18 protein-coding genes are annotated in these 17,486 nt (G+C 34.3%); 11 read left to right on the forward strand and 7 right to left on the reverse strand.

The window, feature by feature from the left end; genetic code table 11:
- The first annotated feature begins 97 nt into the window (after window positions 1-97).
- The 7 genes from RTX21_RS14660 (at window position 98) to rpsB (ending at window position 5,817) form a co-directional block, all read left to right on the forward strand.
- Entirely contained in the window at window positions 98-1,294 is a 1,197-nt protein-coding gene (locus tag RTX21_RS14660) for an MFS transporter (RefSeq protein WP_312768727.1), read from the forward strand.
- A gap of 182 nt (window positions 1,295-1,476) precedes the next feature.
- Complete coding sequence (locus RTX21_RS14665; RefSeq protein WP_219071571.1) at window positions 1,477-2,331, forward strand: heavy metal-binding domain-containing protein; 855 nt, start codon at window positions 1,477-1,479, stop codon at window positions 2,329-2,331.
- Between the two features lie 122 nt (window positions 2,332-2,453).
- The gene (locus RTX21_RS14670) at window positions 2,454-2,675 is read left to right on the forward strand and encodes a heavy-metal-associated domain-containing protein (RefSeq protein ID WP_066434334.1); all 222 of its coding nucleotides are present in this window, start codon (window positions 2,454-2,456) and stop codon (window positions 2,673-2,675) included.
- A gap of 151 nt (window positions 2,676-2,826) precedes the next feature.
- Window positions 2,827-3,654, forward strand: coding sequence for an RteC domain-containing protein (locus RTX21_RS14675; RefSeq protein ID WP_066434328.1), 828 nt, complete (start codon window positions 2,827-2,829; stop codon window positions 3,652-3,654).
- A 376-nt stretch (window positions 3,655-4,030) separates the two neighbouring features.
- The gene (rplM, locus tag RTX21_RS14680) at window positions 4,031-4,486 is read left to right on the forward strand and encodes a 50S ribosomal protein L13 (protein WP_074236969.1); all 456 of its coding nucleotides are present in this window, start codon (window positions 4,031-4,033) and stop codon (window positions 4,484-4,486) included.
- A gap of 6 nt (window positions 4,487-4,492) precedes the next feature.
- Window positions 4,493-4,879 carry a 30S ribosomal protein S9 gene (gene rpsI / locus RTX21_RS14685; RefSeq protein WP_089874983.1) on the forward strand — a complete coding sequence of 129 codons (387 nt, stop codon included), beginning with the start codon at window positions 4,493-4,495 and terminating at the stop codon, window positions 4,877-4,879.
- Window positions 4,880-5,055: 176 nt separating this feature from the next.
- Complete coding sequence (gene rpsB / locus RTX21_RS14690) at window positions 5,056-5,817, forward strand: 30S ribosomal protein S2 (protein WP_027383697.1); 762 nt, start codon at window positions 5,056-5,058, stop codon at window positions 5,815-5,817.
- A 345-nt stretch (window positions 5,818-6,162) separates the two neighbouring features.
- Here rpsB and RTX21_RS14695 read toward each other — a convergent pair whose 3' ends face one another.
- Together RTX21_RS14695 and gltX are read right to left on the reverse strand one after the other, a co-directional pair.
- On the reverse strand, window positions 6,163-7,119 hold the full coding sequence (locus RTX21_RS14695; protein ID WP_312768731.1) for an acetyl-CoA carboxylase carboxyltransferase subunit alpha: 957 nt from the start codon (window positions 7,117-7,119) through the stop codon (window positions 6,163-6,165).
- Between the two features lie 98 nt (window positions 7,120-7,217).
- On the reverse strand, window positions 7,218-8,726 hold the full coding sequence (gltX, locus tag RTX21_RS14700; protein WP_312768734.1) for a glutamate--tRNA ligase: 1,509 nt from the start codon (window positions 8,724-8,726) through the stop codon (window positions 7,218-7,220).
- Window positions 8,727-8,862: 136 nt separating this feature from the next.
- Between gltX and RTX21_RS14705 the strand changes: the two genes are divergently transcribed.
- Genes RTX21_RS14705 through RTX21_RS14720 form a run of 4 tightly spaced genes read left to right on the forward strand, consistent with a single transcriptional unit; the run spans window position 8,863 to window position 12,270 of the window.
- A complete protein-coding gene (locus RTX21_RS14705) occupies window positions 8,863-9,207 on the forward strand; it encodes a phosphomannose isomerase type II C-terminal cupin domain (RefSeq protein ID WP_312768737.1) in 345 nt (114 codons plus the stop codon).
- Between the two features lie 5 nt (window positions 9,208-9,212).
- Window positions 9,213-10,379: a glycosyltransferase gene (locus RTX21_RS14710; RefSeq protein WP_312768739.1), complete on the forward strand. Its 1,167-nt coding sequence runs from the start codon at window positions 9,213-9,215 to the stop codon at window positions 10,377-10,379.
- Window positions 10,380-10,381: 2 nt separating this feature from the next.
- Window positions 10,382-11,038, forward strand: a complete 657-nt coding sequence (locus RTX21_RS14715) for a glycosyltransferase (RefSeq protein ID WP_312768741.1) — start codon at window positions 10,382-10,384, stop codon at window positions 11,036-11,038.
- An 8-nt stretch (window positions 11,039-11,046) separates the two neighbouring features.
- Window positions 11,047-12,270, forward strand: coding sequence for a glycosyltransferase family 1 protein (locus tag RTX21_RS14720; RefSeq protein ID WP_312768744.1), 1,224 nt, complete (start codon window positions 11,047-11,049; stop codon window positions 12,268-12,270).
- 1 nt (window position 12,271) lies between these two features.
- On the opposite strand, the gene RTX21_RS14725 is transcribed toward RTX21_RS14720, so the two are convergent.
- From RTX21_RS14725 to RTX21_RS14745, 5 genes are all read right to left on the reverse strand, one after another.
- Window positions 12,272-13,483: a glycosyltransferase family 4 protein gene (locus tag RTX21_RS14725; RefSeq protein WP_312768747.1), complete on the reverse strand. Its 1,212-nt coding sequence runs from the start codon at window positions 13,481-13,483 to the stop codon at window positions 12,272-12,274.
- Window positions 13,483-14,433 carry a hypothetical protein gene (locus RTX21_RS14730; RefSeq protein WP_312768749.1) on the reverse strand — a complete coding sequence of 317 codons (951 nt, stop codon included), beginning with the start codon at window positions 14,431-14,433 and terminating at the stop codon, window positions 13,483-13,485. The genes RTX21_RS14725 and RTX21_RS14730 overlap by 1 nt, the downstream gene beginning before the upstream one ends.
- Window positions 14,433-15,422, reverse strand: a complete 990-nt coding sequence (locus RTX21_RS14735; protein WP_312768752.1) for a hypothetical protein — start codon at window positions 15,420-15,422, stop codon at window positions 14,433-14,435. Before RTX21_RS14735 ends, RTX21_RS14730 begins: the two co-directional genes overlap by 1 nt.
- Window positions 15,423-15,507: 85 nt before the next feature.
- Window positions 15,508-16,464: a hypothetical protein gene (locus RTX21_RS14740; RefSeq protein ID WP_312768754.1), complete on the reverse strand. Its 957-nt coding sequence runs from the start codon at window positions 16,462-16,464 to the stop codon at window positions 15,508-15,510.
- A gap of 16 nt (window positions 16,465-16,480) precedes the next feature.
- Window positions 16,481-17,455 carry a glycosyltransferase family 9 protein gene (locus RTX21_RS14745; RefSeq protein WP_312768756.1) on the reverse strand — a complete coding sequence of 325 codons (975 nt, stop codon included), beginning with the start codon at window positions 17,453-17,455 and terminating at the stop codon, window positions 16,481-16,483.
- Window positions 17,456-17,486 lie beyond the last annotated feature (31 nt).

A 17,486-nucleotide genomic window follows, 5' to 3' on the forward strand; every position in this document is an offset into this window, starting at 1 on the left:
ACCAGACTAAATCAGTAAACCTCACAAATCAAACAAGAAATATCACAATAGGCAGCCCGAAACAAATTGCCAATTTTGCATCATAAATTTTAAGATTATGACAGCAAAAATAAAATGGAACAACGTGTATCTACTGTTTACCTCGCAGGCGTTGTTCCAGACTGCATCCATATTGGTCATTACACTTTCGGGTGTGGTAGGCTTACAAATGGCTCCCGATAAAAATCTGGCGACCTTACCATTGGCAATGATTACCGTAGGTACGGCAGGTATGATGATACCCGCATCCCTCATTATTAGAAAATTAGGTCAGCGCAATGCCTTTATGATAGGTACACTGATAGGTGTTTTGTCGGGTTTGGTTTCGTGGTACGGTATTATCCAAAATTCCTTTTGGCTGTTTTCAGTGGGTAATATGCTCATTGGTACTTATCAAGGCTTTTCGCAATACTATCGTTTTGCGACGGCTGATGCCATTCCCGACTATGCGAAAAGCAAGGCAATTTCTTTTGTTATTGCAGGTGGCATTGTTGCAGCATTCGCAGGACCCAACTTAGCGAGGTTTACGCAGCATTTAGGGGCGGTTCCTTACGCTTATCCCTACTTTTCTATTATCCTGTTAAGCGTGGTCGCTTTGGGTGTTGTTTCCTTTTTAAAGCTGCAAAGAACATCTGCGGTACAAACCAATGAAGCGGTAAAGAAAGGTCGCCCGTTAAAAGAAATCATTAAGAATAAAGATACCATACTTGCAATACTGGCATCATCTACCGCATTTGCCGTAATGGGAATGTCTATGACTGTTACCCCGATAGCAATGCACAGCGTAGGGCATTCGTCCGACAGCTCCGCAACGGTTATCCAGTGGCACGTATTAGGTATGTTCCTGCCGTCATTCTTTACAGGTATGCTTATTCAGAAATTCGGCGTTTACCGTATCATTATTTCCGGTTTGGCGATTTTGTTCCTGTACATCATCATTGCCCTGATGGGAACAGGCTTTGCGCATTTCGTTTCCGCATTGTTCATCGTGGGCTTAGGTTGGAACTTCCTGTTTATCGGCGGTTCGTCATTGCTTACCAAAGTGTACCGTCCCGAAGAGAAAGAAAAAACGCAGGCTTTCCACGATTTCACGGTTTTTGCAGTAATCAGTATTGCTAGCTTCTTTGCAGGCAGCCTGTTTAATTACTGGGGTTGGAATGGCGTAAACATTGTACTGATACCGATGCTTATCATCACATTGATAGCGGTTATCAGGATTGTAATGAGCCAAAAGAACAGCGTTAGCAATCAGTAAAAATCGTAAATCAAACAAAGAATATCACAATAGATACAACCCATTTAATGCGGAAATTTGTATTGTAATAAGAGAGATAAATAAATGAATAATTTAAAACCATATTACTAAGCACGGTTGTTTCACTGGCAGCGTTATCTGCCTGCAACAATTCAGAAAGTAATAATAAAAAATCAGAGGATATGAATGCACATCAGCACGCAAATCACGACAGCGCATACGCTTGTCCGATGCACCCGGAAGTAAAAGGAAACAAAGGCGATAAATGCCCTAAATGTGGTATGGCTTTGAGCCCTGTTAATAAAGAGAAAAGCCAGTATGAAGTAAAAGTGGCTGCCGACCCGCAAAATGTGGAAGCAGGTAAACCAACTAATCTATCCATCGCCATTAGTGAACACGGTAAAAATGTACCGTTGGAAGTAGTGCACGAAATGAAAATGCACCTTTTGGTAGTGAATGAAGAACTGACCTGGTTTGACCATATCCACCCCGAAGAACAGGCAGACGGTTCTTATAAGGTTTCAGAAACATTCCCTACAGCAGGTAAATACCTGTTATTTACCGACTACAAACCGAACGGAGCCGAGGGAGAGGTCAATAAGCAAACCATTGAGGTAAAAGGTACGGCAGCAACACAAACAGCCGATTTAAAGACAAAATTGGTTTCAACCGTAGATGGTTTTACGGTAACGCTGCTTAACGGCGAAGACTTTAAAACAAACAGAAATCAGGGCTTGCAATTTTCGGTAGAAAAGGACGGCAAGAAATTAGAGGAAAAGGATATGCAGAATTATCTCGGAGCGACTGCCCATATCGTAATGATAAGTAAAACTAATAAGGATTTTCTACATATACACCCGGTATCAAAAGAGAATTTCCCAATCTATGCCGAAACGCTTATCAAAAAAGCAGGGCTTTATAGATTGTGGGCACAGTTCAAAATAAACAATGTGGTACATACGGCAGATTTTACTATTACCGTATCAGAAGGCGAAAAATCGGTAGAAGACCACAGCCACCACACGCACAACCATTAATAGTCTGTAACAGGAAAACAGTAAAAGTCACAAATTAAACCCGGAATATCACAATAGCAGACTTCGGGATTATGTTGAATTTTGCGACAGTTCAAAACAATAGTAAATAAGTTTAAAAAAATATGGAAAATACAGAATTTCAGTTCAAGACCAATCTTAATTGTGGCGGTTGTGTATCAAAGGTAAAAGCGGATTTGGACAGTACCGACGGTATCTGCGAATGGAATGTAGATACAGCCAACAATGACAAAATTTTAACCGTAAAATCAGAGGGTATAACACAAGATGAAATAGTTGCCATCGTTAAGAAAAAAGGCTTTAAAGCAGAACCATTAGTGGTTTAATCTCTTAGCCCTATCCAGTTTTAATTAAGGATAGGGCTCTCTTATACTCAATCAATACATACTAAAATGAGGCAATTTATTGTGGGCTATCTGCAATTGCTGCCTCATTTTGTGCTTTTTAATTGGTTTCATACTTTAAATTTCGCTTTCGATGACAAATTATTACCAAACTATAATAAACGAATTAGACGATAGAATTAACGAATTGACCTATGAGCCAAGTAATTCATTGATATCGTATGAAAATGCAATTATATTAGTCTTGCAGAAACTTGAGGAGATAAAAAAATACATTAAGAAGAATGGATTTAAAGATGATGAAGCCGAAATACTTTTTTTCAAACAGCTAAAGCCTCAATTAGTATCGAAGCTCATCTACTTCAATGCCATTTACAAGATTGAAACAAAAAGACCACGAGGCGGCGATAAAATCATCAAGAAATATCTGAATGTTGAGCTTTCCAAAATCAAGAGGTATTTCGATGCTAATTTGGAATTTTACAAGTATTACAGAACCAACAGCACTCATCTGGACTATAAATTCTTTTTACGTGGCAAGCACGATATAAAGTTGAGTTTAGACACCTATTATTTTGAAGCAGACCATAATTTTGCAACCTCGCACGATTACAAGGTAGCTAAGATTATTGCCAACGACTTGATACAGGTTTACCTCGAAGACCAGTTGAGCAATAACAATCAGAGAAAGCTACTTGAAACGCCTCCCCTAAACTGGACAGGTAGTAAAACTTCACTCATTGAGTTGATTTATTCGCTGCATTCGCAGGGTTCAATTGACAATGGTAATGCAGATATAAAAATCATCGCCAAGACTTTTGAAAATATATTTAATATTGACTTAGGGGATTTCTACCATTCCTATTTGGAACTGAAAGGCAGGAAGATAAACCGAACAAAGTTCCTCGATAGTCTTCGGGATGCACTTATCAAAAGGATGGACGAGCAAGACGAAAAATAAAGGTAAAGTTTCACTGCTTTACCTTTATTTTTTATACATTTGCAGTAATGATTTACAAGGTAATTGAATGAAAGCAAGTGTAGTAAGCACCATTACTAAATCGTTACCGATAACTCTTTCGGTTCTTGTAAACTACTCTTTATTAGTCAGTTTTGACTAAATTAATCTTTTTCCTCAAAAATATAAAAATCCCGAATTATAAATAAAGCTTATTTTGACAAATTTCAGAAAGTTTTCAGTCAATTAATGATTGGTTAACTTATTAATTTTTAGAAAATTAAAATATTTTTCTGAGGAAAATTTTTCATCCGGGAAAAAATTCATACCTTTGCACACCCTTTGAGGGAAAATTATGTTTAATCGTAAACGATAAATTGTGAATACATTAAGTTACAAAACAGTATCGGCAAACAAAGCTACCGCTAATAAAGAATGGGTTGTGGTAGACGCTGCTGAGCAACCGTTAGGAAGACTAGCTTCTACTGTTGCAAAGATTTTGAGAGGTAAGCACAAAACGAATTACACGCCACACGTAGATTGTGGAGACAACGTAATCGTTTTGAACGCTGGGAAAGTTACACTTTCCGGAAACAAGTGGGCAGACAAAACTTACATTTGGCATACTGGATATCCAGGAGGTCAGAAGTCTATGACTGCTGAAGAGCTTAAGAAAAAAGATGCTCTTAAAGTATTGGAAAAATCTGTAAAAGGTATGTTGCCAAAGAACAGATTAGGTTCAGCTTTATTCAAGAACCTTTATCTATATGAAGGAACTGAGCACAAACACGAAGCTCAACAGCCAAAAGTAATCAATGTTAACGAATTCAAATAATTGGATATGTCTATAGTACACAAAATCGGAAGAAGAAAAACTTCTGTTGCAAGAGTTTATGTGAAGCCAGGGACTGGTAACATTACTATAAACGGAAAAGATGCTAAAACATATTTTTGTACAGATGTTTTGGTTTACAAAGTTAATCAGCCATTTTTGTTGACAGAAACTTTAGGTCAATATGACTTAACTGTTAATGTTTTTGGTGGAGGAATCACTGGTCAGGCAGAAGCTATCAGACTAGGTGTTTCAAGAGCATTGTGCGAAATCAACGAAGAGTTCAGATTGGCTCTTAAGCCTCACGGATTGTTGACAAGAGATGCAAGAATGGTGGAGAGAAAGAAGCCAGGTCAGAAAAAAGCGAGAAAGAGATTCCAATTCTCAAAACGTTAATTTTTTTTGGACAACAGATTGGATATATCAGATTTTTTATCGATTGTCTTATTTCTGAAGTCTATTTATCTAACCAAAAAATATTGCCCGTTATGTTTAGCATCCAAACTTTACTCCCATCTAAAGTAAAGTTGATTGCAGAAAAGCGGAAAGTAAACTAACAAAAACAAGAAAACATGGCAAAAGCAAATGTAAAAGACCTTTTAGAGGCTGGTGTACACTTCGGTCACATGACCAGAAAGTGGAATCCAAATATGGCTCCATACATTTTCATGGAGAAAAACGGTATTCACATCGTAGATTTACATAAAACAGCTGTTAAATTGGACGAAGCTTGTACAGCTTTGGAAAAATTGACTTCTGCAGGTAAAAAAGTTCTTTTCGTAGCTACTAAGAAGCAAGCGAAAGAAGTAGTAGCAAAACACGCTGCTGAACTTAATATGCCTTACATTACAGAAAGATGGCCAGGTGGTATGCTTACAAACTTTGTAACTATCAGAAAAGCTGTTAAGAAAATGAACTCTATCGATAAAATGAAGAAAGATGGTACTTTCGAAACTTTATCCAAAAAAGAGAGATTACAAGTTGATCGTCAAAGAGCTAATCTTGAGAAAAACTTAGGATCTATCGCAGACATGGTTCGTCTTCCTTCAGCTATTTTCGTAGTTGACATTATGAGAGAGCACATCGCAGTAACTGAAGCTAAAAAATTGGGTATCCCGGTTTTCGGTATCGTTGATACTAACTCAGATCCAAGAAAAGTGGATTTTGTAATCCCAGGAAATGATGATGCTTCTAAATCTATCGATATGTTGTTGAGCGTTGTTTCAGCTTCTATCAAAGATGGTCTGTCTCAAAGAAAAGCGGATAAAGAAAAATCTAAAGAAGAAGGCGAAAAAGTTTCTGCAGAAGCAGATGCTGATTTCGATGCTGAATAATCAATAGATTTTCTACAAAATAAAAGCGGTTCAATTATTTGAATCGCTTTTTTATTTATAGAAATTGGGGCAGCTTAATCCGCCTGTAGTTTATCCTGAGCTTGTCGAGGGTCTCCCAATCTTTTTGCAAGAATATTTCAGATTAACAGAGCTCGAAATATAAGCAAAAAAGGATTTCCGCTTGGTTCATTGATTCAAATAAAATAAATATTATATTGAGATAAGTCGGGACGCAAAATTCGTCTTCCAATCAACATTCGTCAATAAATAGAAATGAAAAACGAAAAAACCTTTCAGAAATTCAAACTCTGAAAGGTTTTATTTTATATGATCAAATAAATATAATTACCCTTTGAATTCTCCCATGGCAATGAATTTCTCTTGACGATCATTCACCAATTTTTCAATAGGCTCTTTAGAAAGTGTTTTGATGTCTTTTAACAAAACCTTCTTCACATTTTCGAAAGTTGCTGCAAGGTCATAATGAGCACCTCCAAGTGGTTCAGGAATGATAGCATCAATCAATTTTTGCTTGAGCATATCATCAGCTGTCAGCTTCATTGTAGTTGCTGCAGTTTCTTTATATTCCCAGCTTCTCCACAGTATTGCAGAACAGTTTTCCGGAGAGATAACAGAATACCAAGTGTTTTCCATCATATATACCTTGTTTCCAACACCAATTCCCAATGCCCCACCACTTGCACCTTCACCGATGATGACAGTAATAATCGGGGTTTTCAATTGGCACATTTCGTAGATGTTTCTGGCTATCGCCTCACCTTGTCCACGCTCTTCTGCCTCAAGACCAGGATAAGCTCCGGGTGTATCAACCAATGTCACAACAGGAATGTTGAATTTCTCTGCCAGTTTCATCAGTCTCAGCGCTTTTCTATAACCTTCTGGATTAGACATCCCAAAACGTCTGTGCTGGCGTTCTTTGGTAGTTCTTCCTTTCTGAGTTCCAATGATTATCACGGTATTTCCACTGATGCTGGCAATTCCCCCAACCATTGCTGGGTCGTCACCAAAGTTTCTGTCACCGTGAAGTTCTACAAAGCTTCCTGCGTCTGCCAAACCATTGATATAATCAAGTGTATATGGTCTGTCCGGATGCCTGGAAAGCTGAACTTTTTGCCAAGGTGTAAGGTTTCCGTATATTTTTTTCTTGGTTTCTTCTATTTTTGTTTTGATCTTTTTGCAGGATTCATCGACATCAATACCACTTTCTGTGCCTAGTTGTACACATTTTTCGTACTGCTCGATCAGTTCTTTTACAGGTTGTTCAAATTCTAAGTACTCCATATTTTGTTTGGATTAAACCGTTCAAAAATAATCTATTTTTTTTAAATGGATTCTAATATTAATAAAAAGTCTTCGAGAGCCTCAGACTGACAATTCAATTAGTTTAAACTGATTGCCTTTTCTATTCTTGCAAGTGTTTCTTCTTTACCGATGATATTCATGATATCGGGAACATCAGGTCCTTTCAGTTCACCAACTAAAGCGAGGCGAAGCGGCATCATCACTTTTCCCATGCCCAAAGAATGTTCTTCAGCAAAATGATGAATTGTTTCTTTCAAAGTTTCAGAATCAAAATCTGAAGTTTCAAGTTTTGCTGAAAAATCTTTTAAAATAGATGATGTTGTATCGTTCCAAGCTTTTTTCAGTGCTTTTTCATCGTAGGAAGTTGGCGCTTCGAAGAAGAATTTTCCGTCATTGTAGATATCAATTACAAATGTTGCTCTTTCTTTCATTAATGAAACTATTCTTAATAATTTATCATCAGAAAGATTTAAAGTTTTTACTTCATCGATTTCTTTTAATAAAATTAAAACTTCTTCATCAGATTTTAGTTTTAGATATTCTTGATTGAACCATTTTGCTTTCTGTGGATCGAATCTTGCGCCGGCTTTATGAACTTTATTAAGGTCAAATTCTGCAATCATCTCATCCATAGAAACAATTTCTTTATCATTTGCTGGTGTCCAACCTAACAAAGCTGTCATATTGATAAAAGCTTCCGGAAAATAACCGGATTCTTTGTAACCCTTCCAGATCTCATCACTTTCCGGATCTTTGAAATTCATAGGGAAAACCGGAAATCCAAATTTTGCACCATCTCTTTTGCTTAATTTTCCTTTGCCTTCAGGTTTTAGGATTAATGATAAATGAGCAAATTCCGGAGCTTCCCAACCCATTGCTTCGTACAATAAAACGTGCAAAGGCATTGATGGCAACCACTCTTCACCACGGATAACGTGAGAGATTTTCATCTCAAAATCGTCAACCACATTGGCAAAATGATAAGTTGGCATTCCGTCGTTTTTAATTAAAACCTTATCATCTAGTGTGTTAGTATTTACAGAAAAATTTCCTCTGATGATATCTTGTAGGTTAAGCGTTCTGTCAATCGGCATTTTGAAACGAACGACATAAGGAACATTCGCATCCAACAATTTTTGAACTTCGTCAGCTGAAAGAGAAATACTATTTCTCAAGTGTTGTCTTGTCTGATGATTGTAGGCAAAAACATCGCCTCTGGCTTCGAAGTCTTTTCTGATCGTATCCAATTCTTCAGGTGTATCGAATGCGAGATAAGCATAATCTGTTTTAAGGATTTGCTCTTTGTATCTGTCATAAATATCTCTTCTTTCAGATTGTCTGTAAGGCGCATAAGGTCCACCAACTTTCGGGCTTTCATCTGGGATAATTCCACACCATTCCAAAGAATTCATAATATAATCCTCTGCGCCCTCTACATATCTGGCAGTATCTGTATCCTCGATTCTAAGGACGAATTCTCCTCCTTGGTTTTTTGCGAAAAGGTAGTCATATAAAGCTGTTCTGACACCGCCTAAATGTAAAGCTCCTGTTGGACTTGGCGCAAAACGCACTCTTACTTTTTTCATAAATAGATATTTATTTTACCAACCACGTGTATGGTTAAAAAATTGTGGTGCAAAATTAAGAAATTCTTCCCGTTTTGCCTTTTGAATTTGGTTAATCTTTTCCGAAATAGTATTTTTGAAGATTAAATTATTAGCTATGTTAGAAATAGGCGAAAGACCTTGGGGAAAATATTATGTTTTGGCAGATGAGCCAAATTATAAACTAAAAAGGATAGAGGTAAACCCTGGTCAAAAATTGTCATATCAATATCACCATAAAAGACAGGAGCAATGGACGATCGTCGAGGGTAATGCTACTATTGTTTTGGATGGGGAAGAAATTTCTTTAGATTATGGGCAAAGTGTTTTTATCCCGCTTGGAGCCAAGCACAGAATTATGAATCTTACCGATAAGCCTGTAGTTTTCATAGAAGTACAGACTGGAACTTATTTTGGAGAGGAGGATATTGTGAGACTGGAGGATGAATATGATAGGAGCTAAATAGCATGAACAATCTATCATTTCTTGTAGGATTAAAAAATAATTTGGAGTATTCTCAGAAGTTTTATGAGAATACTCGTTTGTTTTATCCCAATATAGAAATTGTGTTTGTCAGTTTTGGAAGTTCAGATGGAACGCACGAATGGCTGGATTCTTTGGAAGACACAAACTTGAAATATTATTATTCTGAGGAAAATAGGACATTGTCCGACACATATAATAAAGCCATAGAAATTTCAACAAAAGAGTTTATATGCTTCTTGCACAACGATATGGTATTGGGTGAAAATTTTGGAATTGAAATTCTAAAATCTCTGGAAAATCATCCAATTGTTTATTACAAAACTGTTGAGCCCCCAATATTTGATAAAGATGAAAGGCTATGGAAAGAGGTAAGGGATTTTGGAGATTCTTTTGAAAATTTTGACCACAAAGCTTTTTATGACTATGAAAAAAGGCATGAAAATATAAAGGGAGAGTTTTCTGATAATGTGAGTTTTTTTTTGGCTTCTAATAAGAATATCATAAAAAGCATAGGTGGTTTGGATCCATTATTCTCGCCCATGTTTTGTGAAGATGATGACCTTATTTTGAGACTTAAATTGTCTGGAGAAAAGTTTTATGTGTGCCCAAATGCCATCACATATCATTTTGTAAGCAAAACATCAAGGTTTTCTGAGGAGTATCGGTCTAAAACGAAATTGATCGAGGAAAACTCTCAAAGAAATTTTGCAAGAAAATGGGGCTTTTATAATTTTTCTAAATCTAAGGCCAAATATGACATTGGAATTGTTCTTAAAAATACAAATCTGGAAATACTTTCCAAACTGGAGCCTTTGGCTTCAACAATTTATGTGGATATTGATTTTACTGAGTATTTGGCTTCCGAACAACCAAGGACATCAATTTCGTTAAAGGAAAAAATAAAAAATATCAATGACTTTCCAAAAAGTAATGATGTTCTGGTTTATATCAACGGAAGTAAGTTAAATTCTAAATCATGGGATATATTAAACAACATTTCAGATGTAATTTCTCAAAGGATATCTGAGAAGAAATTTAAAAGTTCTGCCCTGAAACGATTTTACCAAAGAATTTTTAAAGGCTATAAACCGATGATAATTATAAATCGAGTTAAAAGACTAGAAAAAAAACTAATAAAACGAAATTGAAAATGATCAGCCATATTCTAAAATTATTTTTGAAAACAGGCATTACTTATGGAATAACGGTAAATAATGAAATCGAAGAGATAGAAAAGCTTTTGGATGTGCTTATCCCATTAATAGATAAAGATGATGAAATTATTGTTTTGCAGGATGTAACAGATGAAAATTTGGAGGTTACTACTATTTTAAAATCATATGGCAACAAAATAAAAAGAATCACATCTTATTTAAATGCGGATTTTGCTACTTTCAAAAATAATCTCATCAGAGTTGCACAAAAAGATTATTTATTTCAAATTGATGCAGACGAAATCCCAAAGGAGACTCTGATAAAGGAATTGAAATTTTATCTTTTTAAAAATAGAAAAGCAGATGTTTTTATGGTTCCGAGAATTAATATAGTTAATGGCATTACAGAGGAGCACATAGAAAAATGGAATTGGAATGTGAATCAAAAAGGTTATATCAATTTCCCCGATTATCAACATCGTATCTTTCGACTTAACAAAGGAATTCTATGGGAAAATAAGGTACATGAAAAATTGTGTAACTACAAAAAAATCAAAGGTTTACCGTCTTCAGATGATTCGATGTGTCTTTTACATATAAAAGAAATAGAAAGACAAGAAAAGCAAAATGCTTTTTATGATACTATTTTATAAATATTGATATGGGTATTAAAGTGATTCTGGATGCTGATGTAATTGCAGATTTTTATAAAGATAACAGGACAGGCATTTTTCGCGTGACTTATGAACTTTTCAAAAGTCTTAGCAAGAGGAAAGATGTTGAGCTTTTTTATTCACATTTCGGTTTTCTAAATCGCGAAAAAAGTACAGATGAGTTAGATGCTTTCTTCAAAGATAATCGTATTGAAATAAGAGGTGTCAACAAAAGGTCTAGAAGGAAGTTTTTACCTTTTAGAAAAGAAAAATTATTTAAAAATCTCTACAAAAAAATAGGCATTTTCAACTATAAAAATATATTGGTTGAAGATCATTTGAACACAGCCCATATTTTCCATTCTACATATTATCCAATCGATAAGATTGTAAAGAACTTTCCAAATTTAAAGAAAGTTGTGACCGTTCATGATTTAATCCCGATTTTATTTCCAGAATTCCATTTTACTTCAGATTTGATTAGAGATATTATTAACAGTGTAGGAGAAGATGGATATGTGATATGTGTTTCAGAAAACACGAAAAAAGACCTACTTACTTTTGCGCCACACATTAATGAAAATAGAGTATTTGTTAGTTTATTGGCAGCTTCTCATGAGAATTTCTATGTATGTAATGATGAAGATAAGCTCAGAAATATTCGTGAAAAATATAACCTCCCAGAAAAGTATCTGTTAAGCTTAGCTACACTGGAGCCCAGAAAAAATATTGACCATGTGATCCGATGTTTTGTGAAGATGATTACAAAATATGAAATTAAAGATTTGAGTTTGGTCTTAGTTGGGTCAAAAGGTTGGGATTATGAAAAAATATTTGATGAATATGAAAATGCTAGTTTTTTAAAAGATAAAATCGTTATCACAGGATTTGTACCAGATGAGGATTTGGCAAGTATCTATAGTCACGCAAATTCTTTTTATTATATGTCTTTTTATGAAGGTTTCGGTCTTCCTCCATTAGAAGCTATGCAATGTGGTGTTCCGACAGTTACTTCCAATACTTCCTCTTTACCCGAAGTTGTTGCGGATGCAGGTATTATGATAGAGCCGACAGACGAAGAAAGACTTGTGGAAGCTATGTGGAATTTTTACAGTGATGAGAATCTAAGAAGAGAATATGCTGAAAAAGCCCTAAATCGTTCCAAACATTTTTCCTGGGATAAAGTAGCAGAAGAACATTCAGATATTTATAAAAGAATTATCGAATCCTGATCTAAGATAATAATTTAAAGATCTCTTCTTTTTGGGCCTCAATAGAGAATGGGAAAATTCCCTTTTCCGAATTGTTATGAAGTCTGTTCCAAAGTTCTTTATCCGAGCTAATTGCAATTATATTATCAGCAAATTTTTGATAATCATCATTACCTGCGATAAGAGCAGTAACACCATCTTCTAAAAACATACCTTCTGCTCCAATTTCTGTCGTCAAAACCGGAAGTGTATATTCCAAAGCTTGTCCGATTTTTCCTTTCACTCCGGCACCAAAACGCAAGGGAGAGACAGAAGCGTAACAATTTTTATAAAAAGAAGTTACATCTTCCACATATCCAGCGATCTCGAATTTTTCCGAATTCATTTTTTGAATCGACTCTGGAGCTTCTGAACCAATAATGGTAATTTTCAAGTCAGGTTTTTTTTGCCAAACCAATGGCATTATTTTATTATAAAGGATTTCAACGGCATCAACATTGGGATCGTGAAGAAAAGTCCCGATGAAGAAAATATCTTTTCTTTCTTCAAAAGAAGGCATTTCTTCTGGTTTCACTTTCAGATTGTGGACGTTACTTACCGTGAAAAGTTTGGATTCGTCCACGAAAGATCTCATGAATTCTTTCTCTTTATCACTGATTACTGCAATTTTATCGGCCTTTTTGCAAAGCTCTGTTTCGATATACTTATAATGTTCTACCTCTTTGGCTCTTTGTTTATCATATTTTATTTCCAGCCCTCTTTCCATTCTCAGATAATGGATGTCGACCATATCGTAGATAATCTTGGCTTGTGGCGCATTCTTTCTAAAGAAGTCAAGATAATATTCAAAAAGTTCTGGTCTGTGACACCAGACAAAATCAAGTTTTGGAATTAATTGACCGAGGAAATGTTTTTTTCCTTTCATTATTCCAAATTTATTAATGAAAGGTGCATAGACAGTTACATTATGGTTATTTAAATTATGGATGTATTTTTTAGAATCTACAGTTGGGATAGATTTTCTCCAGTCCATTAGATACACATTATAATATTTTGCCAGAAATTTTGCTATTTCAGTAAGCCTGTTGGATGCAGAATCTTTATCAAATGTAGGAATCTGGCTATCCAGAATCAAAATATTTTTTTTATTTGGATCCGGAACAATCATTTTGTTTGACAAAGGATAATGTTTCTTTATATGGATGTAGTTTTTTATCTTTCTTTTAATTCCCATCAGTCCGTTATTTTGAATATTTTCTTCACGAAAGTTCCCACAGTATATTGGTCTAGAATCACTCTTGAAATCTCCGTGTAAGGTCGTTCAAGAAAATTTTTCAATGTTTCTATGTCTAGATTTTCACTATTAATTACCAATATATTATTTGAATCGTAAAAGTCGTAATTTTTAATTAATGAATTGGTAGTGATCAGTTTTTTTCTATAGCCCAAGCTCTCAAATGTCCTGAAGGAAAGACCTTTTTGATCATCTCTTTGGATGTCTATTATTGCTTTTGATTGTGAGATCAGTTTTTTAGTCTCAACAAGAGAAAGATATTGGGTCGTGCAGGTCAAATGTGGATAATTTAATTTTTCGAACCAAAATATAATGAATTTGATTTTTAAGCCATTTTCAGATAACTGTTTTGATATTTTCTCGATTTTATTGATTCTTGAATCAAAAGAAGAAATATTGAAAATGTCATATTTTATTTCTTCTGATTCGATTTGCTCATCATAAATGAAATTTGTTGTCTCTGTAAAACCATATTTTTCAATATCCTCTTTTTCGTAAGAATAGATCTCATCGAATATATTAGCAATGTCTGCTTGTCGAGGATATTTTTTACAACTATCATAATAATAGGCAATGAAGCAACTTGTTTTTTCTTTTAGTTTTTTTAAAAGAGAATCTTCAATCAAATCCGGACGAATGATGAAAATAATGTCTTGCTTTTCATTGATTTTCTCAAGAATCTGATTTCTGAAGAATTCTTTTTTGATATTCTTTCCAAAAATTTTAGTAATTCCGTTCCAAATTTTAGAGCCAAAGTTTGGATATTTATATTTTATAGAATCGGTTTTTATATCAGTTACAATAATGTCAGAGTAAGATTGCAACTCATTCACAACAAAATCTATATAACCGTAAGCGAAAGGATAAATTAATGTGATTCTTTTTGCCATTATTTCAAAAATATCTCTTTCAATTTACTCTCAAAGTCGATTTCTTCATTCATAACTTTATCCCTATAAATTTTAAAACTAGGAATATGTGCAGGATAATTCTCGAGCACATCCTTAATTTTACTTATGATCTTAGGAATATTATCATTGCTGAAATCAAACTTATATTCATCGGGAATCATCAGATCTTCATAATAAGCAGAAGAGCCATTTTTCCCAGAAATAATGCAACAATCTTGCGAAACAGATTCTCTCAGCATCTTGTCCCTTCCCGGATTTTCTCCAAAATCCACATATAAAAGTGACTTTGACATCAGGTTTCTTATCTCTTCAGCATTCATGTTTTGGATAGGAATCCAATTGAGTTCCTGAGAATTTTTGATCAATTCCGCAATTTCATTTTTTCCCTTTTTAGGATTGTATAAAATACTTTTATTTGAAAGATCTTTTTGCTTGGAAGGATGATTTTTCAGAAAGCTTGGATTGATATAATCACAGACAAAATCTATTTGCTTGTCCAGAATTTTATGATTTTTCAAATATAAACCAGATCTGAAGGATTGTGCCCAATGGAAAACATTAGGAAGCGTTTCAAAATGATATTCTTTGTCATCCTGTTTATAGAAAAGCTTTGTCAAAAAATTTTGTTTTCGGATTCTGTGATCCATCAGGATTTTATAAAAATCTACACTTAACCACCAGATTATCTTTTGACTTGTAGGATATTTCTTTACCAAAAAAGTCATAGATTCTGGGATAATTAGAATGTTATCTGGATTATCTTCGACAAAAGAAATTTCTTTGGTTTTGTATATATTGTAATTTTTTGCTTTGGCGTTTATCCTTTTAGGAGTATAACGCATAAAAACATTTTCAACACCCAGTTCGATCAGTTTGTTAGATAGTTGATGTAACGCCTCAGGTCCACCTGTTACTTTTCTTGGGGGACAGAAGATGATGATTTTTGATATTTTTTTATACGATACCATTGAACAGGGAATTGATGATAAATTGAAAATAATATTCATCAATTTATCAGCTATAATAACACTTAATTTTGAAAATTACAATAGCTTATTTTACCAGATCATTTACCCAGTTTTCCACCATATATTTATCCAAAACCTCTTCAGGGATGTCCGTGTAAGGCTTTTTCAGGAAAGATTGTGGGATTTTTATATTTTCTATATCTTCAATTACCAATATGTTTTCCGGATTATAAAAATCGTAAGTCATAATATCAGGATTGGTTGTGATCAATTTTTTCTTTAATCCCAAACTTTCAAAAACACGAAAACTTAAACCTTCTTGCTGATTTCTGTTGACATCAAGGATTATTTCCGATTCTTCCATCAAACTGTTGATCTCGGAAATAGACAATGTACACTTTGAAAACTCCAGATAAGGGTCTGTGTTCTCCTTGGAGGAAAAAATAATAATTTTACTTTTGATTTTGAGATCGTACAAGGATTCTGCAATTTTTTTTATGACCGGAAATCTTTTGTCGTAAGAACTGATATTGAAAACCTTATACTTGAAATGTTTTGATACAGTATCAATCGTTTTATAAATAAAATTGGGTTTGAATATCAGATCATATTTCTCGCAATCTTTCTTTTCAAAAGAAAAAACTTTATCGAATAGGCCGAGAATATTCTTTGTATTTGGATATCTGCTTATGGAATCATTAATAAGGAGAACAGATCTTTTAGCTTTCTGATTGATCGTTTCAATAGTTTGTTTTGATAAAAAATCGGCTTTGATATAAATAACAGTATCAATGTTATTAAAATCCTTGATCTCATCCATGATAATATCATTATAATGGATATGTTTTAGATTGACGATACCAAGATTTTTTGTGATAAAATTGAAAGCTTTGTGGGTAAAATCTGGGTAAGTATATTCAAAACTATGAAAATTGACGTGTTTCACCCTATACGACTTTTTCTCCAACGCATCTGCAATGTATTGGTTGTAACCCCAGTTATCAAAGGTGATAAGAAGTATGTTTTTTCTTTTTTCGTACATTCTACCGTTCTAATTCTTACGATATGGTCTTGTCTAAAAATTCTTTTAACTCATGTTCAAAATAAGCAGGCTTGAAATCCGAATAGCTTTCTGAATTTGGAACAAAATCCTTTACATGCAAAAATCTGTCCATTTTTGGATTACTTGTCCAAGCCCAATCTGCTGATAGAATCTGTGGCGAAAATATGGTAAATGTTGGGATGTTCAAAGATTTACTCACATTAGTTGCTCCGCCTTCATTGCCAATCAAACATTTGCAAAGACTTGTCACGGCGGCAAATTCTCTTAAACTTTTAGTATGGAAATTTTTTATGACCAATTGTTTTACATCTTCTGAAAGTTGACTATATAATTCTTCAAACAGATCATCTTGAAAAGGCATGTAATTGCAAAGCAGTTTCGAGTTGGATTTGTATTTAAAAATATAATTGATTACCTCTGCCATATATTCAATCGGGTAGGTTTTTTCTTTTGAACTACCGAATGTACTCAGCATTATCAGATTGTCATCAACAGACAAGCCATTTTGCGAGAGGATTCTATGTGCATTTTCTATTTCCGCTTCTGAAAGATAAATTTTCGGAAATGTTTCTTGAAAATCAATACCCAAAGATTCTAACATTTGTAATCGATGTTCAATCCCAAATGTTGTGTTTTTGGATTTTAGTTTTGTTGCTCTTTTTACAGGGAAATTATAAAGAAACTGAGTATAATATTTGAAAAATCCAATTTGTGTTCTTGCTCCTGAAAGTAAAGTCAGAGCTCCGGTTTCTATTTTTGAATATAGGTCAATAACAATGTCAAATTTCTGTTTTTTGACCTCTGATAGGGTTTTCAGAAAACTGTCTTCAAAAAAAATAAAATGATTGATGTACGGATTCCCGACCAGGATCTGAGCGTGCTTTTCTTCTGCCAGAAAACTTACTTCAGAATCTGGAAATTTATTTTTCAATAATGGTAAAATGGTACTTGTAACGAGAACGTCACCCATAAATTTTTTCTGTATGACCAATATCTTCATT

This window comes from Epilithonimonas sp., assembly GCF_032054305.1.
In the GTDB taxonomy this organism is placed as follows: Bacteria; Bacteroidota; Bacteroidia; order Flavobacteriales; family Weeksellaceae; genus Epilithonimonas.

Bases quoted from the DNA above. Each gene is read 5' to 3' on its own strand.
- RTX21_RS14670 (WP_066434334.1), top strand. From the start codon at position 2,454: ATGGAAAATACAGAATTTCAGTTCAAGACCAATCTTAATTGTGGCGGT.
- RTX21_RS14705 (WP_312768737.1), top strand. From the start codon at position 8,863: ATGTTAGAAATAGGCGAAAGACCTTGGGGAAAATATTATGTTTTGGCA.
- RTX21_RS14725 (WP_312768747.1), bottom strand. From the start codon at position 13,483: ATGGGAATTAAAAGAAAGATAAAAAACTACATCCATATAAAGAAACAT.
- RTX21_RS14745 (WP_312768756.1), bottom strand. From the start codon at position 17,455: ATGGGTGACGTTCTCGTTACAAGTACCATTTTACCATTATTGAAAAAT.
- RTX21_RS14695 (WP_312768731.1), bottom strand. From the start codon at position 7,119: ATGGAGTACTTAGAATTTGAACAACCTGTAAAAGAACTGATCGAGCAG.
- rpsB (WP_027383697.1), top strand. From the start codon at position 5,056: ATGGCAAAAGCAAATGTAAAAGACCTTTTAGAGGCTGGTGTACACTTC.
- RTX21_RS14660 (WP_312768727.1), top strand. From the start codon at position 98: ATGACAGCAAAAATAAAATGGAACAACGTGTATCTACTGTTTACCTCG.
- RTX21_RS14715 (WP_312768741.1), top strand. From the start codon at position 10,382: ATGATCAGCCATATTCTAAAATTATTTTTGAAAACAGGCATTACTTAT.
- RTX21_RS14720 (WP_312768744.1), top strand. From the start codon at position 11,047: ATGGGTATTAAAGTGATTCTGGATGCTGATGTAATTGCAGATTTTTAT.
- RTX21_RS14675 (WP_066434328.1), top strand. From the start codon at position 2,827: ATGACAAATTATTACCAAACTATAATAAACGAATTAGACGATAGAATT.
- RTX21_RS14665 (WP_219071571.1), top strand. From the start codon at position 1,477: ATGAATGCACATCAGCACGCAAATCACGACAGCGCATACGCTTGTCCG.
- RTX21_RS14730 (WP_312768749.1), bottom strand. From the start codon at position 14,433: ATGGCAAAAAGAATCACATTAATTTATCCTTTCGCTTACGGTTATATA.
- RTX21_RS14735 (WP_312768752.1), bottom strand. From the start codon at position 15,422: ATGGTATCGTATAAAAAAATATCAAAAATCATCATCTTCTGTCCCCCA.
- RTX21_RS14710 (WP_312768739.1), top strand. From the start codon at position 9,213: ATGAACAATCTATCATTTCTTGTAGGATTAAAAAATAATTTGGAGTAT.
- rpsI (WP_089874983.1), top strand. From the start codon at position 4,493: ATGTCTATAGTACACAAAATCGGAAGAAGAAAAACTTCTGTTGCAAGA.
- gltX (WP_312768734.1), bottom strand. From the start codon at position 8,726: ATGAAAAAAGTAAGAGTGCGTTTTGCGCCAAGTCCAACAGGAGCTTTA.
- RTX21_RS14740 (WP_312768754.1), bottom strand. From the start codon at position 16,464: ATGTACGAAAAAAGAAAAAACATACTTCTTATCACCTTTGATAACTGG.